The following is a 25678-nucleotide window of genomic DNA, read 5'->3' on the forward strand; positions in this document are numbered from 1 at the left end:
CGCTCGTTGCCATCCTGGGGGTCGCGTTTCGCGAATTCTCCGCGATCCGCGCGGGCAACGGCCACATGCTGCAACTCGCCAGCGCGCTCCAGACGCAGCAATACGCCGACATGATGCATGACGCTCTCCGCGGCGACGCGATGGCCGCCGTGCTCGCCGCGCAACGCGGGGACCACGCGATGTCCCAGGAGGTCGAGCGCGATCTCCATGAGCATGCGCAGGAAATCCGGGCCAAGATGGCCGAAAACCGCCAGCGTCCGCTCGACCCGCACATCCTCGCCCAACTCGACGCCATCGGCGCGCCGCTGGACCGCTACGTCAAAGTGGTCGAGGAAAGCGTGACCCTCAGCCGGCGCGATCTCGCGGCCGCGACCAACAATTTCACCGCCGTGCAGGAATCCTTCCACGAATTGGAGGACTCAATGGCCAAGCTCAGCGAAGCGATCGAGGCCGCCGCCCACGCCGCCAATGACGAAAGCGCGGCCCAGTTCTCACGGTTTATGCGTCGCGTGCTCGTGGCCGCCGGGGCGAGCTTCGTGCTGCTCGCCGCCCTGTCGCTGGTCGTCGCGCGCAGCATCCCGCGTCCTTTCGCGGCACTCATCCAGCGCCTCAGCGAGGGCGCCGAACGCAACGATACTTCGTCGAAGGCGCTGTCGGAGAACAGCGCGGTGCTCGCCGAGGGAGCGTCGTCGCAGGCGGCATCGCTCGAACAAACCTCCGCCTCCCTCGAGGAGATTTCCAGCATGGCCAAGCACAACGCCGACGGCGCCGGTCGTGCCAAGGAACTGGCCACGCAGGCCCGACACGCCGCCGATCAGGGCACGCAGGAGGTGGCCGCGATGAACAGCGCCATGTCCGCGATCACGGAATCGAGCGCCGGCATCGCGAAGATCATCAAGACCATCGACGAGATCGCCTTCCAAACCAACATCCTCGCGCTCAACGCGGCCGTCGAGGCCGCCCGGGCAGGCGAGGCCGGGGCGGGTTTCGCCGTCGTCGCGGAGGAAGTCCGCGCGCTGGCCCAGCGCAGCGCGGTGGCCGCGCGCGAGACTGCGGCGCGCATCGACGACTCCGTTGCGAAAAGCCGGCATGGCGCCGAGGTTTGCCAGAAGGTGGCCGCCGGACTTCAGGAGATCGCCGCGAAATCGCGAGGCGTCGACGAGCTCGTCGGCGAAATCGCCCGCGCCTCCTCCGAGCAGACGCAAGGGATCGCGCAGGTGAACCACGCGGTGGCGGAAATGGACAAGGTAATCCAAGGCAGCGCCGCCCGCGCCGAGGAAGGCGCCGGCATCGCCCACGAGCTCATCGCACTATCCACGGAGTTGAAATCGTCGATCGCCGAGCTGGCCCGGCTGGTCGGACGCGTATCCGCGCCCGCACCGGCCAGCATGATCGCCGCCGCCAGCTCCACGCCCGCGGCCGCGCCAACGCCTCCCCGTGCCCGCCAGCTCGCCACCGTCAGGGTGGTTTAAACCAAAGCGGGGCCGCAGCGGAGGAGGTGGCGTAGGCCTCAGTTCAGCTTAAAACGCTCTATGGCGTTTTCAAAGAAATGTTGCCGGGGTCGCTGACCCCGGAAAGGGGCTTTTCAGAGGGAGGAAGCGCGACCGGGCTCAGCGAGCCCGGCTACAGAAAAGCAGAAAAGACGCTATGGCGTTTCCGAAAATACGGCAGCCGCTCGCGCTCGAGGAGAGTGCGCGGACTACGTTCCGCGCCGCGGCTACACTTCAATTTGAAGACGCGCCCTAACGCAGGCTGGAAGCCCGCGCTACAAGCGCGGTCACAGTTCAGCTAAACCGCGTCAGGCCACGGCGCGCGGCGAATAACCGGCGAGCGCGTCGCGCCACCACGGGGCGAGCTCACTCAGCGGACGCGTCCAGACTTCGCGGTGCAGGCGGTCCATTGAGTCGGCGTCGGCGAGCAGCGCGAGTTTCTCGTGCGACTTCATGGCCGCGGGTCCCTCGCGCAACAGGTGTTCCTGCATCATGCGGAAATATTCCGTGATCGCCTCGGCCCGCGCGCGCCGGTCGCGCAGCTGGCAGCGGTGCACGGCGTTGACGTAGGGGTCGACGATCGCGCGCGTGAACGCCACGTCGCGTCCGCCCATTTCCGCGCTGAACGCCGCGGTCGCGGGCTCCTCGAGCTTGGCTTGCAATTCGCGCAACTCGGCCGGCGGGTCGAGTTCATCCGGCGTGCAGAAGATGCCGGCGCGTTGCGCGGCCTGTCCGTAGCGGCGGAGCGCGGTGAACGCGGAAAAGGGCACCGCGAGAATCATGCCGAGCAGCACCGGTGACATCCACGCCAGCAGCCCCGGCGCAAAGAGCACCAGCACGAGCGTCCAGATGAGACCGAGCGCGAGGTGGCCCTTGTGCGTCTCGTAGGCTTCGCGCCAGTTGATCGTGTCCTCGCTGTCGCGGCGCTGGGTGACCCATTTCACGCCGCTGCCGAGGATGATCGAGACGACGAATTTCGCGTGGAAGAGCATCAGCACCGGCGCGAGCAGGATGGAGAACAGCACTTCGCCGAGCACGCCCGCGCAGACTTTGCCGAGGCCGCCGAAACGCGCCGTGCCGCCGGGTTGCAGCGCGAGATCGAACACAGCGAGGACCTTCGAGAGGAAGAGCAACACGAACGTCGCGACCGCGAGCACGCCCCCCTGCGCCCCGGCGGGCAGGCCCAGGAGGTATGCCACGCCGGGCTCGGGCATCCAAGTGAGACCGGTGCGATTGAAGCCCACCATGAAGAGCGTGCCGATCACGAGCGACACGAACCAGAAGAGCGACGAGCTGTAGGCGAGGATGCCCATCGCAAAGTGCACGCGGCTGACGCTGTGCAGGCCGCGCGCGAAGACCAGCCACACGTGCTGCATGTTGCCCTGCGCCCAACGGCGGTCGCGCTTGGCGTAGTCGATCAGCGTCGGCGGCAACTCCTCGTAACTGCCCTCGAGTCCCGGCGTGAGCCACACTTCGTAACCGGCGCGACGCAGCAGCGCGGCCTCGACGAAATCGTGTGAGAGGATGCGACCGCCGAACGGTTCGCGTCCGGGCAATTGCGGCAGCGCGCAGTGGTCGATGAACGCCTTCACGCGGATGATGGCGTTGTGCCCCCAGTAATTACCCTCGCTCTGTTGCCAGTAGTTCAGGCCGGCGAGAAAGATCGGGCCGTAGAGCCGCGAAGAGAATTGCAACACGCGCGCGAAGAGCGTCTCGGCGCCCATGAGCGCGGGCGCGGACTGGATGAGGCCGGCGCGCGGGTTGCGCTCCATCAGGCGCACCATCGTGACGATCGACTCGCCCGCCATCACGCTGTCGGCATCGAGCACAACCATGTAGCGGAAACGGCGGCCCCAGCGGCGCAGGAAGTCGCCGATGTTGCCGGCCTTCTTGTTCGAGTTGATGCGACGCTTGCGGTAGAAAATGCGGCCGCGCGCGCCGAGCTCGCGGCAGAGTTCGACCCAAGCGAGTTCCTCCTTGATCCACTGGTCGGGCTCGGTCGAATCGCTGAGGATGAAGAAATCGAAATGCTCGATCTGGCCGGTGCGCTCGATGGATTTGTAGATGGCGCGCAAACCGGCGAAGACGCGGGTCACTTCCTCGTTGTAGACGGGCAACACGATCGCGGTCGGCGCGAGCGGAACGGTCGACGGGTCCTCCGGCAGCGTGTTGAAAATCGTGGCGCGGTCGCCACGCCCGCGGCGCGCGAGGAAGCCGAAGGCCGCCTGCGACGCGCCGAACGAGAGTAACCCGAAGAGCAGCGTGAACAGCGCCCAGATCACCCACGCGGAGCCCTTGAGCGGCATGCCCCAGAGCAGGTCGCCCATCAGGAACGAGCCGGTGGCGGTGACGACGACGACGAAGGTCACGACCGCGGTGCGCCGGCGCGTGATGCGCGAGGGCGAGCGCAGCTCGAAGGGCAGCAGCGGGACTTTGAAGCGGAAGCCCATTTTCAGAGACAAAGCGCGCCGAGGTGGAGCGCGTTGACCTCAACGCGCTCGTTCGCAGCGAGCGCGCGCAGTGAGCGCATTGGGGTCAATGCGCTCCACCGGCCAAAGCTGCGGGCGGGGAAATTCATCAGTAGCGGACGGCGTAGAACGCGGCGGCGAGCGCGCCGAGGTAGACCAGCCACGTGGCGACACCACGAAGGAACGGCCACTTGTCGAAGGTGCGCCAGGTGTTGTCGGCGACTTCCGAGACGACGCCGAGGTCGATGGCGCGCGGCGTCATGTTGGAGAATTCGAGATCGGGTCCGGCTTCGACGTAGGTCGTGCGGAGTTCGCGGAGCATCTCCGGCGGCAGATCGTCGTCGCGGAGAAAATGCTGCGGCCAGCGCTGCGGCAGGTCGGCGAGGTGCACGGCGGCGCGTTCGTGCGCGTAGCGGCGGCCTTCGTTTTCCGTCGGGTCGGTGCCGACGTGCATCTGAATCCAGCCGTCGATGAGCAGCATCGCGGCGTCGGCGGCGATCTCGACCGGATGTTGCTCCATCTGCGAACTGCGGCGCTCGCGCGCGAAGGCGAGCACTTGCTCGGTCAACTCTTCGAGGCGGGCCGACGGCACCCCGTGCGCACACAGGTAGGCGCGAACGCGTTCGCGCGCCTCCGCCCACTCGGCGGCGTCGGCCACTTTGCCGGCGGCGTTCACGGCTTCCAGGACATCGCCCAAGTCTCGGTGACGACCTTGTCGCCGAGCTTGAGGCGGGCGCGCAGCTCGGTGAGCGGCGAGCCGGCGGGCGCGGAGAATGCCATCACGAGGCGCCACGAGCCGTCCTGCTCGTTGCGGACGACGTGCGTGTGCTCGAGCTTGGCGGGGCCGGCGGTGACGATTTCGGGAAAAAGCTCGGCGTCGACGGGCACGACGTCGGGCTTGAGGCCGTTGAAATCGACGACGTAGCGCGTGCGGTTCTCGGCGCCGTCGTGCTGGGTCTGGCGCGTCGAGCGCACCCAGCCCAACCCGCCGCCGAAAGTGGACGCGTTGGTCCAGTGGAGGCGCCAGTTCAGCTCCATCGGCTTGCCGAGTGCGACCGGGGCGTCGGGCGTGAAGAAGGCGACGATGTTGTCGTTGAATTCGTTGCCGGCGGGCAGCTCGACGAGGCGGACTTTGCCGGCGGGCCACTGGCCGATCGCTTCGACCCAGACGCTCGGGCGCATGTGGTAGAAGGCCTCGAGGTCTTCGTAGCTGGAGAAGTTGCGGTCGCGCTGGAGCAGGCCGAAGCCGGCGAGCGCGGGCGCGGGGATGTCGCTGCGGAGCAAGCCGGGCGGATTCGTGAGCGGGCGCCAGACGCGCTCGTCCTTGCTGGGGGCGACGAGCAGGCCGTCGGAGTCGTGCACCTCGGGGCGGAAATCGCCGTAGTGGTGCGGCGACATCTCGCCATACCAGAACATGCTCGTGAGCGGCGCAAAGCCCGGCAGATCGACGGCGGTGCGGAAATAGAGCGTGGCCTTCACGTCCACGACGGTCTCGTCGCCCGGCGTGATGACGAAGCTGTAGGCGCCGCAGACGGATTTGCTGTCGAGCAGGGCGTGGACGACGAGGGATTTCGCACCGAGGTCGGGCTTGCCGAGCCAAAATTCGATGAACGACGGGAACTCCTCGGGCGCGGGACCACCGGAGTTGAGCGCGAGGCCGCGCGCGGAGAGGCCGTAACGCTGCTCCTTCGCGAGGGCGCGGAAGTAGCTCGCGCCGAGAAACGAGATGATCTCGTCCCATTTGCCCGGCTGGTTGATTTCGTTGATCACGCGGAAGCCCGCGTAGTTGAGGCCGCGCTTGGCCCAGAAGGACGGTTTCAGCTCCTGGTAGTCGAAGAATTTCTGGGTGAACGGCAGCGGCTGCGTGTGCGTCGCCGTGAACTCGTGCACCTCGACAGTCTGGTTGAACAGGTAGCCGGGATGAAAGAACTGGACCTGAAACGGCAGGTTGTCCGACCGCCACAAGGAGTTCTCCGGAATGAAACGGATGCGGCGATATTGGTCGTAGCCGAGCTTCCGGAAAAACGGGCTCACTTGCTCGCGCGGGGGCTCGTAGGGCTCAGTGGCGATCTCCGCCGCGAGCTGCTTCACGTATTCGTGATCGACCGTGACCCGCTCGACGCCGGCACGCAGCGACCCGGCGGAGGCGAGCCACGCGAAAGCGGCGAGCGTCGTGATGAGACGATGAAAATTCATTCCAGTCAGCGTGTTAACCGGGGGAAACGTGGAGGACCACTCAATTTAAGCAGAAGCCAGGCCGCGAGGGTTGGCGACGGCGAGCTTATCTGCGGAGCCGGCTGAAGCCGCCTGCTCAGGCAGCCTCAGGGCAAAAGGGGGAAAGAACGACCACCCGAACGATACCACTGCCAGACCGCCACTTGAGCGGTTTGGTGCCGCCGGATGACACAATGGAATTAGAACTATTCTAATTCTCACTTGAAACTCAGTCCCAACCGCATTGCCTTCACCGCTCCTCCTCAATGGACAACGAAACCACGCCTTTCACCCCCGACGCGCTCGTGAAGCGCCTCACCGACTCCGGCCTGCGGCCCACGCCGCAGCGCGAAGTCGTTTTCAAGGTCATCGTTGAAAAACGCGACCACCCGACGGCCGACGAAATCTTCGCCCGCGTGAAGTCCCAGATGCCGACCATCTCGCTCGCCACCGTCTACAATTGCCTCGAGACGCTCGTGCAGTGCGGCCTCGTCCGCCAGGTGAACTTCGAGCGCGCGCCGACGCGCTATTGCCCGAATCTCTGCCAGCACGCGCATTTCCGCGACGAGGCGACGGGCGAACTCCACGACATCGAGCTGCCCGCCGACGTCATCGCGCGCCTCCACGAGCTGCTCCCGCCGGGCTTCAGCGCGTCGGACATCGAACTGAGCTTCCGCGGCAAAGCCGCCCACCCGCCCATCACGCACGGCGCCAACTGACCCCTCTCCCAACTCTCAGCCCTCAACTCTCAACTTTCCGCATCCGGACATGAGCCAACTCGAAATCAAAGACCTCCACATCAGCATCGGCGAGAAGCCCATCGTCAAAGGCCTCAGCCTGACGATCAATCAGGGCGAAGTGCACGCCATCATGGGCCCCAACGGCACCGGCAAAAGCACGCTCTCCAAGGCCATCGCCGGCCACCCCGACTACACGATCACGAGCGGTGACGTGCTGATGAACGGCCAGTCGATCCTCTCCATGGAAGTCGACGAGCGCGCCCGCGCCGGCCTCTTCCTCGCCTTCCAATACCCGAGCGAGATCCCGGGCGTCTCCATCGCCAACTTCCTCCGCGCCGCCGTCCAAGCCCGCATGGCCGAGGGCGAGGAGCTCGACGCCACCGCTTACTACAAGCGCCTCTACTCGAAGATGGACATGCTCAAGATCGACCGGAAGTTCACTTCCCGCTCGGTCAACGAAGGCTTCTCCGGCGGCGAAAAGAAGCGCTGCGAGATCCTCCAGATGGCGATGCTCGAACCCAAGTTCTCCGTCATGGACGAGACCGACTCCGGCCTCGACATCGACGCGCTGCGCATCGTCGCCGAAGGCGTCAACACCCTCCGCGGCCCCAACCTCGGCGTCCTCCTCATCACGCACTACCAACGCCTCCTGAACTACATCGTCCCGGACTTCGTCCACGTCATGTATGACGGCCGCATCGTGAAGAGCGGCGACAAGTCCCTCGCCCTCGAACTCGAGGCCAAGGGCTACGACTGGGTGAAGAAGGAACTCGTCAAAGCCTGAACGCCGCTTCGCGCCACCTTGTAGGAGCCTGCTTGCAGGCGACCCTGCAACCCATCGCCTGCAAGCAGGCTCCTACAAACTCTCAGCTCTCAACTTTCCGCCCACCTCATGAAACCTCCGAGTGAAACCGATGCCGTCGACGCCGCCGTCGAAAATCCAGTCGCGGGCATCGACCAATCCGCCGGCAACTTCAGCTACGACGTCAACTACGAGTTCGACGCCGGCACCGGCCTCACGGAAAACACCGTCCGCTACATCAGCTCGGTGAAGAAGGAAGCCGACTGGCTCCTCGAATTCCGCCTCAAGGCCCTCAAGACCTTCCTCGAAAAACCCATGCCCACGCATTGGGCGACGAAGGATCTCGAGAACATCAATTTCGACAAGATCCGCTATTACCTCTCGAGCGGCCAGAAGCCGAAGCGCACGTGGGACGAGGTCCCCGACGACATCAAGAAAACCTTCGAGCGCCTCGGCATCCCCGAGCAGGAGCGCAAGTTCCTCGCCGGCGTCGAAGCGCAGTTCGACTCCGAGGCCGCCTACTCGAACATCAAGGAAGCCGTCGCGAAGCAGGGCGTTATCTTCGTCAACTCCACCGAAGGCCTCCGCGAACACCCCGAGCTGTTCCGCAAGTGGTTCGGCAAGGTCATCCCGACCGGCGACAACAAGTTCTCCGCGCTCAACAGCGCCGTGTTCTCCGGCGGCTCCTTTATCTACGTCCCGCCGGGCGTGAAGGTCTCGCACCCGCTCCAAGCCTACTTCCGCATCAACGCGGAAAATTTCGGCCAATTCGAGCGCACGCTCATCATCGCCGACGAAGGCGCCGAGGTCGTCTACATGGAAGGCTGCACCGCGCCGAAGTTCTCCACCTCCACGCTGCACAGCGCGGTCGTCGAGCTCGTCGCGCTCAAGGGCGCCAAGATCCAATACATCACCGTCCAGAACTGGGCGCCCAACGTCTACAACCTCGTCACCAAGCGCGGCCTCGCGATGGAAGACGCCGAGATCAAGTGGATCGACTGCAACATCGGCAGCCGCCTCACCATGAAATACCCCGGCGTCGTTCTGAAGGGCGAGCGCGCCCGCGGCGAAGTCATCTCCATCGCCCTCGCCAACGACGGCCAGCACCAGGACACCGGCGCGAAGATGATCCACGCCGCCAACAACACGACGTCCAACGTCATCTCCAAATCCATCTCCGTCGGCCAGGGTCGCGCGACTTACCGCGGCCAAGTCCACATCCCGAAGAATCTCAAGGGCTGCAAAAACAACACGGAGTGCGACGCGCTGCTCATCAACACGAACAGCCGCACCGACACCTACCCCGCCATCACCGTGCGCGGCGACAAGAACGCCACGCAGCACGAGGCGAGCGTGTCCAAGGTTTCCGAAGACATGATCTTCTACATGCAACAGCGCGGCCTCACCGAAGCGCAGGCGATGAGCCTCGCCGTGAACGGCTTCATCAACGACCTCGCCCGCCAGTTCCCGATGGAATACTCGGTGGAGCTGAAGCGCCTCATCGACCTCGAAATGGAAGGCTCCGTCGGCTGACGTCCAAGTCGTTCTCGTTCCTCGTTCTCCTTCTAGTTCTCCAAACGAACGACGAAGGAGAAGACCGAGAGAACGAGAACGAGCAAGAGAACGAGAACGATCCAAACCCAATGCCCTCTTCCGTTTCCGCTCCCACTTCCGCCACCGTCGGCTCCTTCACCCGCGAAGCCTTCGCCGCGCACCTCACGCGCGTCGCCCACCTCCCCGCGTGGTGGCTCGACCGCAAGCGCGCCGCTTACGAGCGCTTCGCCGCCCTCCCGATGCCCAAGCGCACCGACGAGGGCTGGCGTTTCTCCAACTTCGCCGCGCTCACGCTCGACGGCTTCACGCTGCCCGAGCCGATCCAACTCGCCGACGCCCACCACACCACGATGGGCATCACCGGCGCCGGCACGCTCGCGCTCGCCAACCACCGCGTGGTCGTGAACGAGTCCGTCGCCGCCGAGTTCGCGCAGAAGGGCGTGATCTTCGAGTCGCTCCAAAACGCCCTCCTCAAGCACGGTGAACTCGTCCGCGAACACCTGCTCACGCAGCCGTCGAAGCTCGGCTCCGAGAAATTCGCCGCCTTGCACGAGGCTTTCCTCGAGGACGGCGCCTTCGTCTACGTGCCGAAGAACACCGAGGTCGCCGTCCCGTTCGGCGTCTTCCACTACGCCGCCCACTCCGGCACCGCCCTCTTCCCGCACACGCTCGTCGTCGCCGACGAGAACGCGAAGGTCACCGTCGCCGATTTCTTCCGCTCCGCCAACGCGGGCGAGCGCCAGTTCGTCTGCGGCGGCAACGACCTCTTCGCCGGCCACGGCGCGCAGATCACCTACGTCGCCATGCAGGACTGGAGCCGCGAGACGCTCTCGCTCCAATTCAACGCCACCGTCGCCCGCCGCGACGCGCGCGTGCTCTCCCTCAATCTCCACGCCGGTGCGCGCCAGGCGCGGCACGAGAGTTTCTCTCAGTTGCAAGCGCCCGGCGCGCACTCGGAGATGCTCGCGCTCACGATCGCGCACGACACGCAGGAGTTCGACCAGCGCACGCTGCAGATTCACCAGGCGCCCAACACGTCTTCGAATCTCCTCTACAAGAACGCGCTCCTCGACAAGGCGAAGACCATCTTCTCCGGCCTGATCGTCGTCGATCCCGACGCGCAGAAGACCGACGCCTATCAGTCGAACCGCAACCTCATGCTCTCCGACGACGCCGAGGCGCACTCGCTCCCCGGCCTCGAGATCCAGGCCAACGACGTCCGCTGCACCCACGGCGCCACGTCCGCCCGCATCCCCGCCGAGCAGGAATTTTATCTCCAGTCGCGCGGCATCGCGAAAGCCCAAGCCGACGAGTTGCTCGTCTTCGGTTTCTTCGAGGAAGTCCTCGGCAAAATCGAGAACCAGGAACTCCACGACCGCCTGAGCGAAATCATCCGCGCCAAGTTCAAAGAGTAAGCGATCAGCGCTCAGCCTTCAGCTCTCAGCTCGCCAAACCGGGCCGGAGCAGAAAAGCTGATCGCTGACAGCCGATAGCTGACAGCTCCCATGCAAAACCGCGAACGCACCCTCTCCCGCGACGTCGTCGCGCACCAGATCCCGTCCGGCGACAAGCAGACGCTCCCCGCCGGCGAGACCGTCCTCATCCACCAAGTCCTCGGCGGCAGCTACACGGTGCAGACGGGCTACGGCCTGTTCCGCATCAACAGCACCGACGCTGACGCGCTCGGCGAACAAGTCGCCGCGCCCTCAACCCTCAACTCCCAGCCCTCAACTTCGCCGGACGGCGCGCCCGATCCCGAGCAGATCTGGCAACAACTCCGCCAAGTCTACGACCCGGAAATCCCCGTCAACATCGTCGACCTCGGCCTCATCTACACGATGGACATTTCGAAGGCCGACGACGGCGGCCACAAGGTCGACGTCGCCATGACGCTCACCGCTCCCGGCTGTGGCATGGGCCCGGTCATCGCCGAAGACGCGAAGAGCAAAATCCTCCTCGTCCCCGGCGTCGCCGCCGCCGACGTGCGCATCACCTGGGAACCACCCTGGAACCAATCGATGATTTCCGAAGAGGGAAAGATGAAGCTCGGACTCATCTGAGTCCCCGCGCTTGTCTCTTTCGGTAGCGGCGGTCTGCAACCCCCGATAGCCGGCCGGTCTCACGACCGGCCTTTTTCATTTTTGTCCGCCAGCTCTCAGCGGTCGCCATTCGCTTCACGGCCCCGCTCTCTTCGCTGACGTCACCAGGGCAACGCGCCCACGATGGGAAGCTTGGGCATTGATATCTTCCGCGCTTGCCACGCCGTCGTCACGGCGAAGCCTTCCCACCCGTCATGCAAACCCTCGCCTACGGCTCCGCGCCCAGCCAAGTCGGAGATCTCTATCTGCCCGCGAATGCGCGGCCGGCCGTCGTCGTCCTGCTGCACGGCGGCTTCTGGCGCGCGCCCTATGGTCGCGACGAACTAGCACCGATCGCGACCGATCTCGTCGCGCGGGGCTACGCGGTTTGGAATCTGGAATACCGCCGCGTCGGCGAGCCGGGCGGCGGCTGGCCGGGCACTCTTTCCGATGTCGCCGAAGGCATCGACCACCTCGCCGCTCTCGTAGACCAAGGCGTCGCGCTCGATCTCTCGCGCGTCGTAGTCGCCGGACACTCCGCCGGAGGCCACCTCGCATTGTGGGCAGCAGCGAAAAATCGCCCCTCCTCCGCCGTGACCGGGCCGCGGCGCGTGCGCCTGCGCGGCGCCGCCGGCCTCGCGCCAGTGGCCGATCTGGCCCAAGCCCACGCGTTGCACTCCGGCCGCGACGCCGTCGCCACCTTCCTCGGCGGCACCCCCGAATCTCATCCCGCTCGCTACGCTGCTGCCGACCCGCACCGCCTGCTTCCGCTCGGCACGCACCAACTGCTCTTGCACGGCACCGTGGACGACGTGCTCCCGTTCACCCTCACCCGCGACTACGCCGCCGCCGCGCGCGCGGCGGGCGACGAAGTCGAGTTCGTCGAACTCGCGGACGCCGACCACTTCGCGTTCACCGACCTCGCCAGCCCTGCGCATCGCGTGTTGTGCCAGCGCCTCGCCGAGCTGTTGCACTGAACCGACGCGCACACCCCGCGGCCTTCTCGTGACTCGCCACAGCCCGCGACCTCCTCGCGCCCGCCGCCGAGACCGCGCGCGAAGCCTTCGGCGCGACGCCCCCGCGCACCCAGCGCATCGAAAAACTCCTCGCCGAAACCCGCACGCCCTGACGCCGAGCTGAGTCCTGGTGTCCGCCGTAGGCAGCGTGCTTGCACGCGCCCTTCTTTCGATCGAGGTGCACCGCAAAGCGCCAGCCTCACGCCCACCTTCCCATTGCCCCGATTCCCCGCAAAATCTCCTAAAACGATTTTGCCGTAATACGGCTTTTTCCGAGTGAAAATCCCTCTCCAAGCGACGCGGTTTTTGCGCACTCACTCGCGCGCTCCCGTTTGGCTTTTCGCCCCGCGCTCCGCGCGATTGTGAACAATTTCCCGTTGTAGTCTCCCTCCGCGGCGGAACTCTCCCGCGATGCGTTTTGCGGGACTGGATCTGCTGCGAGCGATCGCGATTTTGTGGGTGCTGTTTTTTCACGGCCTCGTGCTGGGGCTCGGCACGCCGTTCCCCTTTGTCGCCCGCTCCGGCTGGATGGCGGTGGACCTGTTCTTCGTCCTCAGCGGCTACTTGATCGCGCTGCAACTCTTCAGCTCGTTCGACCGCGCGGAGCCCGGCGCCATCCGAAAATTCTACCTTCGCCGCGCGTTCCGCATCCTGCCGGCTTACGGCGTCGTCGTGGCACTCTACGCGTGGCTGCCGCAGTGGCGCGAGTCGCCCGGGATGCAGCCCGCGTGGCAGTTCCTCACGTTCACGCAGAACTTCCTCATCGACTACCAACACAACATCGCGTTCTCGCACGCGTGGTCGCTGTGCGTGGAGGAGCATTTTTATCTGCTCTTCCCGTGTCTCGCATGGGGCGCGTTGCGGCTCGGCTCCGCGCGCCTCGTCGCCGCGCTCATCGCCGCCGTCGCGCTCGGCGGCGTGGCGCTCCGCTTGTGGCTCTGGCGGCACACGCTCGACGGGGGCGCGGTGCTCGACACCGAGCCGTGGCGTTTCGTGGAAACAGTTTACTATCCCACGACGGTGCGCTGCGACGGTTTGCTCGTCGGCGTGACGCTCGCCGCGATCCGCAGCTTTCGTCCCGCGTGGTGGCAACGCGCCGCGGCGCACCACGCGTGGGTCGGCGCGCTCGGGGCGGTCGTGCTCGCGGTCGCCATCGCGGTGGCATTCCCGCGCACGACGGAAGCCGCAGTCGTGCTCGGCTACCCGTTGCTCGCCGTCGGCTTTGGCCTGCTCCTCGTGATGGCCGCGAGCCCGGCCAGCGTGTGGTCGCGCGTGGAAATCCCCGGCGCCCGCTGGCTCGCGACGATCACGTTCAGCACCTACCTCACGCACAAGATGACCTGGGCCGTGCTGCGCGACCACTTCCCCGCCTTCGTGCCGAAGGGCACGGCGCAGGCCTTTTTCGTCTATGGCGGCAGCGCGCTGCTTGTCGGCTGGTTGCTCTATCTCGCCGTGGAAAAACCGTTCCTGCGCCTGCGCCAACGGTTCGAACGCCCCGCCCCCGCACTGACCGGCGAAAAAATAGCCAAAATCGCCTGATCCCTCTCACCGCCGCGCCGCTCGCCTTCGGCGCCAGTTCCACCTTCGCCGCCGACGCACCTGAGTCGAGCGACGCGGCGCCATCGCCCGCGCCGATGGGAAGAGATCGCCGCTCGCACCGCGACACCGCCCAAGCTCTTCGACGCCGGTCCCGGAGTGCCCGACGCCGTGGAACTCATCGCCACGCCCTATTCGCTTCATCGAAGCCTGCCGCCTTTTGCCGCCCGCTCGGCGCGTCTCGCCGAATTACGCGCGGTGCGCGACCCCGCTTCGCCAGTATTCGGCCCGCCTGAAATCCCTCCTCAGCGCCGTCTTCGTATGCGTGCCAGGTGTCGGGATTTTCATTCTCCGACCACGCCTTCTCGTTCCGTGCTTTTCCGTTTTCTCCTCGCCCTCGCCGCCGCGCTTTCATGCGTCCCCGTCGTCCCAGCGCAGCTGATCGCGTATTTCCCGTTCGCCGGCAACGCCGTGGATGCGACCAATCACGGCTTCAGTGCCAACACCGTCAACGCCACCTACACCGCGAGCGGCGGCTACACCGGCGCGGGCGCCCAAGGCGGAGCCTACCTCTTCAACGGCACATCGAACTACCTCGAGATGGCCGGCCTCAACATCAACCCCAGCGTCTACCCGCGACTGACCATCGGTGCTTGGGTGCGCGCCTCCAGCAACACGCCGATCCGCCAGATCGTCTCGCAGGACAACGGAGGTTTCGACCGCTCCCTCGGCATCGACGACCGCGGCAGCACCACCGGCTGGAGCGCGGGCATCGGCAGCGGCGGCGCACTCGGCGGCGAGAGCGTCGCGACCGACACTTGGACCTTTGTCGCCGTCGTCTACGACCAGCCCGCACAAACCGCCACCCTCTACGTCGACGACCGCGCCTACACCGCCACCAATGCCGTGCTCGGCACGGGCTGGAACCTCACGCGCGTCGGCATGAATCCCAGTTCCGGCCAATACTTCGCCGGCACCATCGACGAGCTTTTCTTCTACAACGGCGCGCTCACCGCATCACAACTCGCGGACGTTCGCCTCCACGGCGTCTCCTCCATTCCCGAGCCCTCCACATTCGCGTTCCTGGGCCTCGGACTCGGGCTCGTCGCGCTCGCCGTGCGCCGTCGGCGCGAGTAGCGCCACACCGCCCCCTCGCCGCCGACGCCGGTTGCAGCGCGATCGGGCCGCCGCCCGGATGCGACGCCTCAATGCACGCCGGCTGTCGCCGCGACGCGGATGAGGTCGATGCGCGAAGCCTTGCGGCGCGCCACGCGCGGCGTGACGGCGGCGCGCGCGGGCTCCTCCGGGACAAACACGAGATACGCCCCGCAGTGTTCGCAAAGATGCAGCTCGTCGCTCGCCGCCACCTGGCGGATCCACGACGCGAGTTTCAAGTGGCACGCGCCGCAGACGCCGCGGCGAACTTCGGCGAACGGCTTCGCGCCGTTCACGACGAGCCGGTTGTAGTGCGCCAGCACCGGTGGCGGCAACGACGCCCGCAACTCGGCCGCGCGGGCCGCGCGCTCGGGCGAGAGATCACCGGCGGCGGCGACCTCGATCGAATGGAGTTCCTGAAGGACGGGAATGGAAGCGTTCATAAGTGGAAAAAGAAAAGGCGGCCCGGCGCGCGGGCCGCCTGCGTGGAACCAGTTCAGAGGACGGGCGTGCGTTTCGTGGCGCGCGGCTTCTTGACGGGACGCGGCGCGGGTTTCGGCGCGGCAACGGACGCGACGGCGGGAGCGGGCGCGGCGGATGCGATCGGCGTCACGGAAACGACGACCGGCGTGTTGGTCGGCTGAGCGATGACGGGCGCACTGGCGCCCGCGGTGGGATTGAGTTCGGGATTCATGGGAAGCTTTCGGTTGGTGTGCCCGGTGCGGGCACGCCTCCTTCCTTCGCAATGCGCGTGCCGCCCCTGCGCGGGCGCACGTTAGCGGGCGCACGCGAACCACTTGCCGCGCGAATCACCCGCCGCTCCCACGGCATCTGGGCGTTTTCCCCACGGCCGCGCGGCGCAATCCTTGCACGCCGCGCCGGCGCGCGGTGCAAATTTCAGACCACCTTCGGTTCGAGCAGCCCGTAGCGCTTCAACTTGTATTGCAGCGCTCGACGGCTGATGCCGAGCAGGCGCGCCGCGGCCGCGCGGTTCGCCGTGGCGTGTTTGATCGTCTGAGTGATGAGCAATTTCTCCGCCTCCTCGATCGTCATGCCCGCGCGGATTTCCACGCTGACGCCGGCGCTTTCCTGCGCGCGAATTTCGTCGGGCAACTCATCGACGCCAATCACCGGCCCGCTCGAAGTCACGACGATGCGCTCGGCGACATTGCGCAGCTGCCGGATGTTGCCCGGCCACGGGAACCGCTGGCACAGCCGCATCGCCTCCGGCGCGAGCCGCTTCGCGCGGCGCCGGTGCTTCGCGCAGAAGCGCACCACGAACGCCTCGATCAACAGCGGAATGTCCTCCGCACGCTCGCGCAGCGGCGGCACCGCGATCGGAATCACATGCAGGCGGTAGTAGAGATCCTCGCGAAACTTCCCCGCCGCCACCGCATCGAGCAGGTTCTTGTTCGTCGCCGCCACCACGCGCACGTCGACGCGGACCAGCTCCGTGCCACCGACCATGCGGAACGCGCCGTCCTCGAGCACGCGCAGCAGGTCGCCCTGCCCCTTCGGCGAAAGGTCGCCGATCTCGTCGAGAAAAAGCGTGCCGCCGTCCGCGAGTTGGAAGCGCCCGAGTTTGTCCGCGCGCGCATCCGTGAATGCGCCCTTGCGGTAACCGAACAGCTCCGCCTCCACGAGTTGCTCGGGCAGCGCCGCGCAGTTGACGAAAATGAAGGGCCGCGCCGCCCGCGCGCTGTGTTCGTGAATGAGCCGCGCCACGAGCTCCTTGCCGGTGCCGCTCTCGCCCTCGATCAGCACGGTCACGTCGCTCCGCGCGATCTCCTCCGCCGCGCGTCGCAAGCGTCGCATCACTTCGCTTTCACCGATGAGTTGCCCGCCCGCGGTGCCCGACTCCGGCGCCGTCACGCTCACCCCGTCGATTTCCTCGGCCATGTCTCGCGAATGCGCCCGTGCGCGCTTTTCCGCAAGCACGCCGAGTGTGCAGCGCGGGCGAAATCCGCGTCGCGTGCGTTCCGGCCCATTTTTCGCCGGTGAGCTGCACTCATCGCCTGCATGAGCAAAGCTCCAAAGCCGCCCCCGCGCGCCACTAAGACCGTATCTTTGCGCGCGTCGCGGCGGAAATCCGGCCCCGGCAAGAATTGCACCAAACCTCATCCGCTCGGCGAGCGCCGCTTATTCCCTTCGCGACACCGCAGGCCGGCGCCGGCAAAATCACTTCGCCGCGACCACGATTTGCCAATCGTCGGGAACGTCCTGGCCGTTGGCCTTGGCCACCGCGCGCAGGAAAAACTGCCCCTTCAAGGTCTCGGGAAACGCGGCGGACAGCATCTGGGCCAGTCCGGCGTCTTCTTTGCGGATGACGAAGTAGAGCGCGAACTTCGCCTTCGGGCCCGTCTGTGACGCCTTCAGGATTTCGAAGTCCGCCGAAACCATCGCGCGCGGGATGCCGTTGCCGACGATCAGGCCGACATCGCAACTGCCGTTGGCGAGGCCGAAGGCGGCGCGATCCGCGTCCTGCGTCTGCGGCTTCACGGGCACCGGCTCCTTGCAGCGCTGGCCCAGCTCGAACGCCAGCGCCTCCGCGAACGCGGTGTGCAGGGCATCGTGGCCGGCTGCTTTGCGCTCGGCATCGACGATGACCAGCCGCAGCGCGCGGCTGGATTCGACGCGCAATTGATTCTTCTCGGCCGCGAACGCCGTGACGGCGCACGCCAAGGCCAGCAAACCGGCAAGGTGCTTCGTGGACATAGACAACGGGGGTTGAAAACTAAGACTGCGACGGTGCTCATCGGCACAACCGCGCCGCGCTTGAGCGGCGCGTGCAAATGCATCGGCCGGCTCGGCGCGGCGGTTTCCGGCGCGAAAGGGCCACCGAATTTGTGAGGTCCATTCCCTCCCGCCACCGGCTAGGACGCGCGCCCTTGAACTCGCGCGCGACACGCACTGACTCGCGCCTCCATGAGAAACGCCTCGTTCCTCTTCCGCGTCGCCGTGCTGCTCTACGGTCTTTTCGCCTACGCGGTCTTCTTCGGCACCGTCCTGTATGCGGTCGGTTTCATCGGCGGTTTCATGGTCCCCAAGACGATCGACGGCACGCCGGCGACGTCGTTCGGCGGAGCCGCGCTGATCGACGCCGCGCTGATCGGCCTGTTCGCGCTGCAACACAGCGTGATGGCGCGCCCGTTTTTCAAGCGCTGGCTCACGCGGTTCGTCCCCGTCGCCGCCGAGCGCTCCACCTACGTGCTGGCGTCGTCGGTCGCGCTGCTTGTGCTCTTCCGCTACTGGGAGCCGATGGGCGGCAGCGTGTGGACCGTCGAACAACCCGCGGTGCGCCTGCTGCTGCAAGTGGGCTACGCCCTCGGCTGGCTCGTCGTGCTCGCGACGACGTTTCTCATTCATCACTTCGATCTGCTCGGCCTGCGCCAAGTGTGGCTGTTCTTCCACGGCCGCGACTACACCGGCCTGCGCTTCGTCACGCCCGGACTCTACCAAGTCGTCCGCCATCCGCTCTACGTCGGGTGGCTGATGACCTTCTGGCTCACGCCGCACATGACCGTGGCGCATCTCTTCTTCGCTCTCCTGACGACGGCCTACATTTTCGTCGCGATCCAGTTCGAGGAACGCGATCTCGCCAACGCGCATCCGGAATACCACGACTACCGCCGCCGCACGCCGATGCTGCTGCCGCGTTTCCGTCGCAAGGACGCCCACTGACTTTCCGCCCGCCGGAGTGGCCGTGTGTGGCTGTCCGGCGGGTGCGGCGGGATCCTCCCGCCGGGCGCGCTGGGGGCAGTGCGCCGAATATTTTCTTGGAACCGCACCCTCGTGGTGCGGTTCTTTCTTTGCCATGAGCCACCCCTCGCGCCCGGAGTTCTGGGACGAGCGCTACGCCTCCGGCACGACGCCGTGGGATTACGGTGGTGTGCCGCCCCAGCTGAAGCGCTATCTCGAAGCACGCCCGAACGGCGGACGCGCGCTCATCCCCGGTTGCGGCGCGGGGCACGAGATCGCGGCGTTCTACGAGGCGGGCTACGACGTGACCGCGGTGGATTTCGCGCCCGCCGCCGTCGAGCGCGCCCGCGCCAACCTCGGGCCGCTGCTCGCCGACCGCGTGTTTCTCGGGGACTACTTCACCTTCGATTTCGCGGCGGCGCCGTTCGATGTGGTCTACGAACGCACTTTCCTCTGCGCGCTCCCGCCCGAGTTGCGTCCGAAATACATCACCCGGATGGCGCAGCTGCTGAAGCCCGGCGGCGTGCTCGTGGGCCTGTTCTACCTCGGCGAGGAACAGGGCGGTCCGCCGTATCAACTCCACGCGGCCGACGAGGCGAAGCTCTTCACGCCACGCTTCGTGCTCGCGCAGGACCAACCGGTGGCGGAGCCGTTTCCGCTCTTCGGCGACAACGAGCGCTGGCGCGAATACCGCCGCGTCAGGTAGCGCGCCGGCGGCGCCAGCCGCAGCACCCGAGCCACACAACGCCGATAGCGAGACACACCCAAGTCGTGGGCTCGGGCACCGCGAGAATGTTCAACGACGTGATGCTGCCGCCGTTGATCAACAGCGTCGGGTTGATCGCCGCGCCCGTGAGACCATCGAACTTGCCGACTTGGTAGTAGCCGCCGGTGCTGTTGTAAGAACTGACATAGAGCGCCCCGGCCGGATCGAGCGCGAGCGCGCGCGGACTGGTGAGTCCGCTGATGAGATTCGAGTTGATCATCGCTCCGGTCGTGGCGTCGAAAACCGCCACGCTGTTTCCCTGCACCGACGCGACGTAGAGCCGGTTGTTCGCGGTGTTCACGGCCATTCCCATGGGCACTCCGGCGATGCCGGTGACGAGGTTGCGGTTGATGGCCGCGCCCGTGGCGGCATCGAACACGCCCACGGTCCCCGCGTAGTCGCTGACGTAGAGTCGCCCGTTTCCGTCGGAGAGCAGGTATTCGGGCGAGGCGAAACCGGTCAGGAAATTCGCGTTCGCGAGCGCGCCGGTCGTCGCGTCGTAGAGGCTGATCCGCTGCAGCGGCTGCGAGGCCACGTAGAGATTGTTGCCCCACAACGCCAACCCGGTCGGCGTGTTCACGCCCGTCTGCAGAAAGGTCTGATTGAGCGTGGCGCCGGTGGCCGCGTTGTAGAGGCCCACCTGCCCCTGCCCATACAACGCGACGTAGAGCTGGCCTTTGCCATCGAGCGCGGACTGCCACGTATACGAATTCGTGTTTCCCAACGGCGCCGCGATGGCCGCGCCGGTGAGCGCGTTGAACGAATAAAAATACGGCCCCACCGTCACGTAGAGCGTCGTCTGCGCCGCCAGCACGCCGGCGAACACCAGAAACAGCAGCGCACCTCGGGCGAACCGGTTCACGACACGACCTTCCGCCGGCGCAACACCAGCCACATCGCCCCGAGCACCACGAGCGCGATCATCAACGCGCTCGCCGCCGGCTCCGGCACCGCCGAAACCGTCACGAGGATCGCGCGCTGGTCGGCCATGCCCGCATCGTAGGCTTGGCCGACCAAATACAGCGTGTTGCCCACCAGTTCCGCGCCGTGGATGATCGACGACGTGAAGCTCGGCCCGATCGCCGCCGTGATCGCCGGCTGCAGGTCGTGGAACGTCGCCGCGTCGCCCGCCCACCAACCGGCGTGATCGTAACCGCCAATCTGCGCGACACCGGCCTGATACGAACCGACCACCGCGTAGGCAGCCGAGCTCGTCGCGCCCGCCGGATTTAAATCCACGACGCTCGCCGCACTGCCGAACCACAGCGCCGCATGCGAATTCCCGCCGACGCCCATCTGGCCCGCCTGCGCCGCTCCGGTCATCGTGTAGACCAGCGAGTAGTCGGCGCCCGCCGGATGCAGATCGACGAAACTCGCGGCACTCCCGCTCCACAGCCCCGCGTGCGCCACGCCGCCGAAGAGCGCCTGGCCGCCTTGTTGCGCGCCGTTCAGCACGAGAATCTCGGAGCCGCCCGCGCCGGCCGGATTCAGGTCCACCGCGCTTGCCGCCGTGCCGTTCCAGAGCGTCGCATGCGCTACGCCCGAGTAGTGCGCCGAGCCGCTCTGTTGCGTGGCGCTCAAGGCCAGGACGATCGAGGACGACGCGCCCGCCGGGTGCAAATCGACGAAACTCGCCGCCGTGCCGCTCCACAGCGCCGCGTGATCGTTGCCGTTCACGCCAACGAAATCCGCCCAGCCGCCTTGCTGCGTGCCGTTCGTCGCGCGCGCATGCGAATCGAATGCGCCCGCGGGGTTGAGATTCACGGCGCTGCCCGCGCTTCCGCTCCACACCGTCGCGACCGTTCCGTCGAAGCCCGCCTGCTGGCCGTTGCTCACCGCGTAAGCCACGCTGTTGCTGGTCGGAGTGCCGAGGTCGACGACCGAGACCTGCGCCTGCACCGCCGCGCAAACACCGAACCCCGCCACCCGGAACCACGAGCAGAGCGAGAAAAGAGACGACGGTTTCATCGGCGCGGTTTGGGGAGACGGCGGGCGGCGATTACGCGAATTCGCGAAAATCCCGCGGCACTTGGCCGGTCGGCTAAGACGCCGTGTAAAAGCTGAAATGCCCGCCGGCCCCACCCGGGAATCCGTCGCGATGAAACACACTGACACTGCTCCACGCATCACGGTGTGGCTCGCGCTCCTCGCGACCTGCACCGTATTCCTCGCCTTCGCGCGTCCGCTGCTCGCAGCGACGCAGCCCTTCCAACCGTCGATCACCGCGCCGGCCAACAAATCCACCGTCGCCACCGGCACTCCGGTCACGATCTCCGCGACTGTCTCGGGCAACGCCAACCCGATCGCCAAGGTCGAGTTCTTCAACCTCCAGCTCGGCCAGCTCATCGGCACCGCCACCGCCGCGCCGTTCTCCGTCTCGTGGACGCCCACCGCGACCGGCAACGTCTTCCTCCGCGTCACGGCCTACGACACCGCTGGCCAGAAGGCCAACTCCGCCATCACCACCGTCACGGTCGTCGCCGGCACGGCCACTCCGCCGCCCGCCGCGAGCTACACGCTCACCGTCGTCAACGGCACCGTGAACGGCGCCGCCGCCACCTCGCTCACCGCCGGCAGCACCGCGACCGTCGTCGCCGCCGCCGCGCCCGCGGGCCAGTCGTTCAAGAACTGGAGTGGCAACGTCGCCTTCGCCAACGCGAGCGCCGCCACCACCACGTTCCCCATGCCCGCGACGGCCACCACCGTCACCGCGAACTACCAGGCCGCCACCACGCCGCCACCACCCGCCGCCGCGCCGCTCACGATCTCCTCCGCCGCCACGCTGCCCAACGCCACCGGCGGCACCACCTACTCGCACCAGCTCTCCGCCACCGGCGGCACCGCGCCCTACTCGTGGAAAATCCTCGGCGGCTCGCTCGAGTCCGGCCTCTCGCTCTCCACCTCCGGCCTGATCTCCGGCACCGTCGGCACCTCGCCGTGGATTTATTCCTATCCGTTCTCCGCCTACGTCAGCGTCACCGATTCCGTCGGCGCCAGCGCCACCGGCACGATCAAACTCACCATCGACGCGCCCGCCGGCTACACCCCGCCGACCACGCAGCCTCCCGGCGGTGGCACGCCGCAGCAGTCTGTCTACACCGTCACCGTCACGAACGGCACGGCCAACGGCGCCGCCACGATCACCGCCGCGCCCTACACGACCGTCACGCTCGCCGCCGGCACTCCGCCCGCCGGCCAAGCCTTCAAGCAGTGGAGCGGCTCCGTCGCGTTCGCCGACGCGCTCGCGAGCACCACGACGTTCCAGATGCCGAACTCCAACGTCGCGATCACCGCCACGTTCCACACGCCGAAGCCCATCCCCGCCACCGTCGCCGGCCACCCGCGTCTCTGGCTCAACACGAGCGACCTCCCGCGTCTCCGCTCCTGGGCACACGCCGGCAATCCGATCTGGCAACAGGCCCTGCGCACCAATCTCCAGCTCGCGCTCCACGTCCACACGCTCTGCTTCCCGAACGGCCAGCCCGCCAATCCGTATCCGGATTCCGGCAACATCGACGGCTACGCCGGCCCCAACGTCACCAGCGACATGGTGAGCGAGCAGCACGCGCTCGTCCTCGCCTTCCACGCGCTCGTCGATCCCGACGCCAACGCCCGCCTCCTCTACGCGCAGAAGGCGCGCGACCTGTTCATGTATATCATGAACGAGGCAGCCAAACCGCACCTCAAGGGCGCGCCGTTCCGCGATCCGATTTTCTCGATTTTCAACCGCTCCAACTCCGCCGGTGAAACCTGGCCGCTGCTCGCCGACTGGCTCCAAGGCGTGACCGACGCCGCCGGCTCGCCCGTCACGATCCTCACCGCCTCGGACAAGGCCGTCATCCGCCAAGTCTTCATGACGTGGGCCGAGGATTGCATCACCGCCTACACCACCGGCGGCGACTCTCCGAAACCCAACCGCGTCACGAACAGCCTGCAACTTCTCCCCGGCGGCCACGCCTACCGAATGACGGCGAACAATTACTACCTCAACCACGCGCGCCTCATCACCATGATGCCGCTCGCCTTCGATCCGGTCGACGATCCCGCGCTCGACGCCTCGCTGCCCGACGCCGCGCTCGGCAACACGCTGCGCTCCTACCTCTCCAACGCCACCGGCGCGTGGCTCTACCAGCAGTTCGCGATGTTCGGCGATCCCGCCGAGGTGCGCGCCGCGCTGAATCTCCCCGCCACCGCCAAGGTCGGCCTCGCCTCCGGCGGCAACGCGCCCGAAGGCGGCCTCTACGGCCACTCCATCGCCTACATCCAGGGCCAGCTCCTCGCGATGCAGACCGCCGGCTTCACCGATCCCGCCTTCTGCGGCCCGCAAGTCAGCCTCGTCGGCTCGCCGCATTGGGACCGCTACGTGCACGGCTTCCTCTCGATGATGGTGCCGAAGCAGCAGATCGATCCCGCGCAATCCTACCTCGGGCCCGTGTATTCGTTCGCCAACTTCGGCGACCTGCTCCGCCTCTGGATCACGCCCGACAACATGACGCAGTTCGCGCTGCTCGCGCTCGTCGAATTGAAGCAAGGCCGCAGCGACCACCTCAACGCCGCCCGCTGGATCGCGCTGAACGCCGTCGAGGGCGGCGCCTCCGGTTTCATCGAACGCCTCAAGCGCCCCTACAGCACGCACGAGCCGATCCTCGCGTTCATGCTCTTCGATCCCACCGACCCGACCGCGATGAATCCCGCCGATCCGCGCCCGGGCTACGCCACCACGCATTGGGACCCCGGCCTCGGCCGCATCCTCGCGCGCACCGACTGGTCACCCAACGCCACGTTCCTCGACTTCCGCTCCGGCTGGCTCTCGATCAACCACCAGAACTGCGACGGCGGCCAGTTTCAGTTCTACCGCAAAGGCGAGTGGCTCACCAAGGAGTTCTCCAACTACGACAACTACGGCGTCGGCCAGTCCACGATCTGGCACAACACGCTCTCGCTCCAGAACTGGTGCGCCTCCGGCGATCCCTTCATTCAGTGGTATGAGCGCCCGTATCTGAAATACGGCTCGCAGTGGAACATGCACCAGAGCAGCGGCGACCCGATCACCACCGCCAGCTCCGGCCCCGGCTACACGCACGCTCAGACCGATCTGACCGCGCTCTACAACCGCCCCAATCAATTCGCGCCGGCCGACGCGCTTCTCGACATCTCGCACGCCAGCCGCTCACTCCTCTGGCTCCAGCCCGACGTCGTGGTCGTCTACGACCGCGCCTCGTCGGTCCACAACGGCTTCAAGCGCTTCAACCTCACGCTCACCGCCACGCCGACGCTCGACGCCGCGAATCGCCGCGCCACCGTCGTCACGCCGCGCGGCCAGTATCTCTTCGTGCACTCGCTCCTCCCGGCGAACGGCACGATGACCTACATCGCCGAGGACGGCACGCTCACCAACGTCGCGCAACTCGAGCCGTCGAAGGGCCGCCTCGTCGTCGAGGACACCACGAACCCGACGAGCACGCGCTTCCTCCACGTCCTCCAAGGCGCCGACGCCGCCTCCGCGCAACTCACGCCCACGCTGCTCGCCAGCACCGCAGGCGACCCCTTCGCCGGCGCGATCGTCGGCAACCAAGTCGCGCTCTTCGCCGTAAACTACGGCGCCACGACCAACGGCACCGCCTACAGCGCGCCGCTCACCACGACGAAGCATCACCTCAGCGGCTTCGCCCCCGGTGCGCGCTACAGCGTCATCGCCGTCCAAAACGGCGCCAACGCCAACATCGTCGTCCAGCCCAGCGCCACCGGCGCCTTCACCGCCGACGCCTCCGGCCTGCTCGTCTTCGACCTCAGCGCCGCGCTGCAGTGATCCCGCACGAGTAACCTAATAGGTTACTCGTCCCTCACAGCCCTCATTGGATGATCACCTAACAAGTGACCATCGCTCACCACCGCCGGCACCGAAAAGTGCCGGCGGTTTTTTTTCGGAGTATTTCCGTCGTCACCGCCCACGGAGCCCGCCGCGCGGCTCAGCGCCGCTTCCCGGAAAGTGTAACCTAATAGGTTACACTTCTCCGGCGCCGCGCACTCGCACATCACGGTCCGCCCCTGCGCACGTTGTCACCTACTAGGTGACAGTCCCACCACCACTCAGTCGCATCACTTACTCCGCCCGACCCGCTTCGCCGCCGACGCCTCTCCCGCGTCGGCGGCGATTTTT

The 25678-nt window shown here is 66.7% G+C and carries 21 protein-coding genes; 12 read left to right on the plus strand and 9 right to left on the minus strand.

The features are described 5' to 3' along the window. The first annotated feature begins 65 nt into the window (after window positions 1-65). Window positions 66-1472 carry a chemotaxis protein gene (locus HZA32_19980; protein MBI5426361.1) on the plus strand — a complete coding sequence of 469 codons (1407 nt, stop codon included), beginning with the start codon at window positions 66-68 and terminating at the stop codon, window positions 1470-1472. A 326-nt stretch (window positions 1473-1798) separates the two neighbouring features. Here the strand turns inward: HZA32_19980 and mdoH are convergent, their stop codons facing one another. From mdoH to HZA32_19995, 3 genes are all read right to left on the minus strand, one after another. After that, a complete protein-coding gene (gene mdoH / locus HZA32_19985; protein MBI5426362.1) occupies window positions 1799-3940 on the minus strand; it encodes a glucans biosynthesis glucosyltransferase MdoH in 2142 nt (713 codons plus the stop codon). Window positions 3941-4067: 127 nt separating this feature from the next. After that, window positions 4068-4655 carry a hypothetical protein gene (locus HZA32_19990; protein ID MBI5426363.1) on the minus strand — a complete coding sequence of 196 codons (588 nt, stop codon included), beginning with the start codon at window positions 4653-4655 and terminating at the stop codon, window positions 4068-4070. Next, window positions 4631-6154 (minus strand): glucan biosynthesis protein, encoded by a 1524-nt coding sequence (locus HZA32_19995; protein MBI5426364.1) that lies wholly within the window; start codon window positions 6152-6154, stop codon window positions 4631-4633. The genes HZA32_19990 and HZA32_19995 overlap by 25 nt, the downstream gene beginning before the upstream one ends. Window positions 6155-6438: 284 nt before the next feature. On the opposite strand from HZA32_19995, the gene HZA32_20000 reads away from it, so the two are divergent. From HZA32_20000 to HZA32_20035, 8 genes are all read left to right on the plus strand, one after another. Continuing rightward, the gene (locus HZA32_20000) at window positions 6439-6891 is read left to right on the plus strand and encodes a transcriptional repressor (GenBank protein ID MBI5426365.1); all 453 of its coding nucleotides are present in this window, start codon (window positions 6439-6441) and stop codon (window positions 6889-6891) included. A gap of 49 nt (window positions 6892-6940) precedes the next feature. After that, window positions 6941-7696, plus strand: a complete 756-nt coding sequence (sufC, locus tag HZA32_20005) for a Fe-S cluster assembly ATPase SufC (GenBank protein ID MBI5426366.1) — start codon at window positions 6941-6943, stop codon at window positions 7694-7696. A gap of 108 nt (window positions 7697-7804) precedes the next feature. After that, entirely contained in the window at window positions 7805-9247 is a 1443-nt protein-coding gene (gene sufB / locus HZA32_20010; GenBank protein MBI5426367.1) for a Fe-S cluster assembly protein SufB, read from the plus strand. A gap of 110 nt (window positions 9248-9357) precedes the next feature. Continuing rightward, complete coding sequence (gene sufD, locus HZA32_20015; protein MBI5426368.1) at window positions 9358-10683, plus strand: Fe-S cluster assembly protein SufD; 1326 nt, start codon at window positions 9358-9360, stop codon at window positions 10681-10683. Between the two features lie 90 nt (window positions 10684-10773). Continuing rightward, complete coding sequence (gene sufT, locus HZA32_20020) at window positions 10774-11328, plus strand: putative Fe-S cluster assembly protein SufT (GenBank protein ID MBI5426369.1); 555 nt, start codon at window positions 10774-10776, stop codon at window positions 11326-11328. A gap of 233 nt (window positions 11329-11561) precedes the next feature. Continuing rightward, window positions 11562-12323 (plus strand): alpha/beta hydrolase, encoded by a 762-nt coding sequence (locus HZA32_20025; protein MBI5426370.1) that lies wholly within the window; start codon window positions 11562-11564, stop codon window positions 12321-12323. A 450-nt stretch (window positions 12324-12773) separates the two neighbouring features. After that, the gene (locus HZA32_20030) at window positions 12774-13901 is read left to right on the plus strand and encodes an acyltransferase (protein ID MBI5426371.1); all 1128 of its coding nucleotides are present in this window, start codon (window positions 12774-12776) and stop codon (window positions 13899-13901) included. A gap of 369 nt (window positions 13902-14270) precedes the next feature. Continuing rightward, window positions 14271-15035 carry a LamG domain-containing protein gene (locus HZA32_20035; protein ID MBI5426372.1) on the plus strand — a complete coding sequence of 255 codons (765 nt, stop codon included), beginning with the start codon at window positions 14271-14273 and terminating at the stop codon, window positions 15033-15035. A 68-nt stretch (window positions 15036-15103) separates the two neighbouring features. Here the strand turns inward: HZA32_20035 and HZA32_20040 are convergent, their stop codons facing one another. From HZA32_20040 to HZA32_20055, 4 genes are all read right to left on the minus strand, one after another. After that, window positions 15104-15496: a hypothetical protein gene (locus HZA32_20040; protein MBI5426373.1), complete on the minus strand. Its 393-nt coding sequence runs from the start codon at window positions 15494-15496 to the stop codon at window positions 15104-15106. A gap of 53 nt (window positions 15497-15549) precedes the next feature. Further along, window positions 15550-15747, minus strand: a complete 198-nt coding sequence (locus HZA32_20045) for a hypothetical protein (protein ID MBI5426374.1) — start codon at window positions 15745-15747, stop codon at window positions 15550-15552. A gap of 203 nt (window positions 15748-15950) precedes the next feature. After that, complete coding sequence (locus tag HZA32_20050; GenBank protein ID MBI5426375.1) at window positions 15951-17174, minus strand: sigma-54-dependent Fis family transcriptional regulator; 1224 nt, start codon at window positions 17172-17174, stop codon at window positions 15951-15953. 57 nt (window positions 17175-17231) lie between these two features. Continuing rightward, a complete protein-coding gene (locus HZA32_20055; protein ID MBI5426376.1) occupies window positions 17232-17768 on the minus strand; it encodes a hypothetical protein in 537 nt (178 codons plus the stop codon). A gap of 210 nt (window positions 17769-17978) precedes the next feature. On the opposite strand from HZA32_20055, the gene HZA32_20060 reads away from it, so the two are divergent. Further along, window positions 17979-18734, plus strand: a complete 756-nt coding sequence (locus HZA32_20060) for an isoprenylcysteine carboxylmethyltransferase family protein (GenBank protein ID MBI5426377.1) — start codon at window positions 17979-17981, stop codon at window positions 18732-18734. 133 nt (window positions 18735-18867) lie between these two features. Next, complete coding sequence (locus tag HZA32_20065) at window positions 18868-19458, plus strand: methyltransferase domain-containing protein (GenBank protein MBI5426378.1); 591 nt, start codon at window positions 18868-18870, stop codon at window positions 19456-19458. On the opposite strand, the gene HZA32_20070 is transcribed toward HZA32_20065, so the two are convergent. Next, window positions 19451-20380 carry a PQQ-binding-like beta-propeller repeat protein gene (locus tag HZA32_20070; protein ID MBI5426379.1) on the minus strand — a complete coding sequence of 310 codons (930 nt, stop codon included), beginning with the start codon at window positions 20378-20380 and terminating at the stop codon, window positions 19451-19453. The two genes, HZA32_20065 and HZA32_20070, sit on opposite strands and share 8 nt — an antisense overlap. Further along, window positions 20377-21486, minus strand: a complete 1110-nt coding sequence (locus tag HZA32_20075) for a PEP-CTERM sorting domain-containing protein (GenBank protein ID MBI5426380.1) — start codon at window positions 21484-21486, stop codon at window positions 20377-20379. The genes HZA32_20070 and HZA32_20075 overlap by 4 nt, the downstream gene beginning before the upstream one ends. A gap of 130 nt (window positions 21487-21616) precedes the next feature. Between HZA32_20075 and HZA32_20080 the strand changes: the two genes are divergently transcribed. Further along, window positions 21617-25327, plus strand: a complete 3711-nt coding sequence (locus tag HZA32_20080) for an Ig-like domain-containing protein (protein ID MBI5426381.1) — start codon at window positions 21617-21619, stop codon at window positions 25325-25327. The last annotated feature ends 351 nt before the right edge of the window (window positions 25328-25678 follow it).

Source organism: Opitutia bacterium, assembly GCA_016217545.1.
GTDB lineage: Bacteria > Verrucomicrobiota > Verrucomicrobiia > Opitutales > Opitutaceae > Didemnitutus.

What these genes read in the sequence shown, in the direction of transcription:
- HZA32_19980 (MBI5426361.1), top strand. Translation starts at nt 66, where the DNA reads ATGCTGCAACTCGCCAGCGCGCTCCAGACGCAGCAATACGCCGACATG.
- mdoH (MBI5426362.1), bottom strand. Translation starts at nt 3,940, where the DNA reads ATGGGCTTCCGCTTCAAAGTCCCGCTGCTGCCCTTCGAGCTGCGCTCG.
- HZA32_19995 (MBI5426364.1), bottom strand. Translation starts at nt 6,154, where the DNA reads ATGAATTTTCATCGTCTCATCACGACGCTCGCCGCTTTCGCGTGGCTC.
- HZA32_20000 (MBI5426365.1), top strand. Translation starts at nt 6,439, where the DNA reads ATGGACAACGAAACCACGCCTTTCACCCCCGACGCGCTCGTGAAGCGC.
- sufC (MBI5426366.1), top strand. Translation starts at nt 6,941, where the DNA reads ATGAGCCAACTCGAAATCAAAGACCTCCACATCAGCATCGGCGAGAAG.
- sufB (MBI5426367.1), top strand. Translation starts at nt 7,805, where the DNA reads ATGAAACCTCCGAGTGAAACCGATGCCGTCGACGCCGCCGTCGAAAAT.
- sufD (MBI5426368.1), top strand. Translation starts at nt 9,358, where the DNA reads ATGCCCTCTTCCGTTTCCGCTCCCACTTCCGCCACCGTCGGCTCCTTC.
- sufT (MBI5426369.1), top strand. Translation starts at nt 10,774, where the DNA reads ATGCAAAACCGCGAACGCACCCTCTCCCGCGACGTCGTCGCGCACCAG.
- HZA32_20025 (MBI5426370.1), top strand. Translation starts at nt 11,562, where the DNA reads ATGCAAACCCTCGCCTACGGCTCCGCGCCCAGCCAAGTCGGAGATCTC.
- HZA32_20030 (MBI5426371.1), top strand. Translation starts at nt 12,774, where the DNA reads ATGCGTTTTGCGGGACTGGATCTGCTGCGAGCGATCGCGATTTTGTGG.
- HZA32_20040 (MBI5426373.1), bottom strand. Translation starts at nt 15,496, where the DNA reads ATGAACGCTTCCATTCCCGTCCTTCAGGAACTCCATTCGATCGAGGTC.
- HZA32_20045 (MBI5426374.1), bottom strand. Translation starts at nt 15,747, where the DNA reads ATGAATCCCGAACTCAATCCCACCGCGGGCGCCAGTGCGCCCGTCATC.
- HZA32_20050 (MBI5426375.1), bottom strand. Translation starts at nt 17,174, where the DNA reads ATGAGGTTTGGTGCAATTCTTGCCGGGGCCGGATTTCCGCCGCGACGC.
- HZA32_20055 (MBI5426376.1), bottom strand. Translation starts at nt 17,768, where the DNA reads ATGTCCACGAAGCACCTTGCCGGTTTGCTGGCCTTGGCGTGCGCCGTC.
- HZA32_20060 (MBI5426377.1), top strand. Translation starts at nt 17,979, where the DNA reads ATGAGAAACGCCTCGTTCCTCTTCCGCGTCGCCGTGCTGCTCTACGGT.
- HZA32_20065 (MBI5426378.1), top strand. Translation starts at nt 18,868, where the DNA reads ATGAGCCACCCCTCGCGCCCGGAGTTCTGGGACGAGCGCTACGCCTCC.
- HZA32_20075 (MBI5426380.1), bottom strand. Translation starts at nt 21,486, where the DNA reads ATGAAACCGTCGTCTCTTTTCTCGCTCTGCTCGTGGTTCCGGGTGGCG.
- HZA32_20080 (MBI5426381.1), top strand. Translation starts at nt 21,617, where the DNA reads ATGAAACACACTGACACTGCTCCACGCATCACGGTGTGGCTCGCGCTC.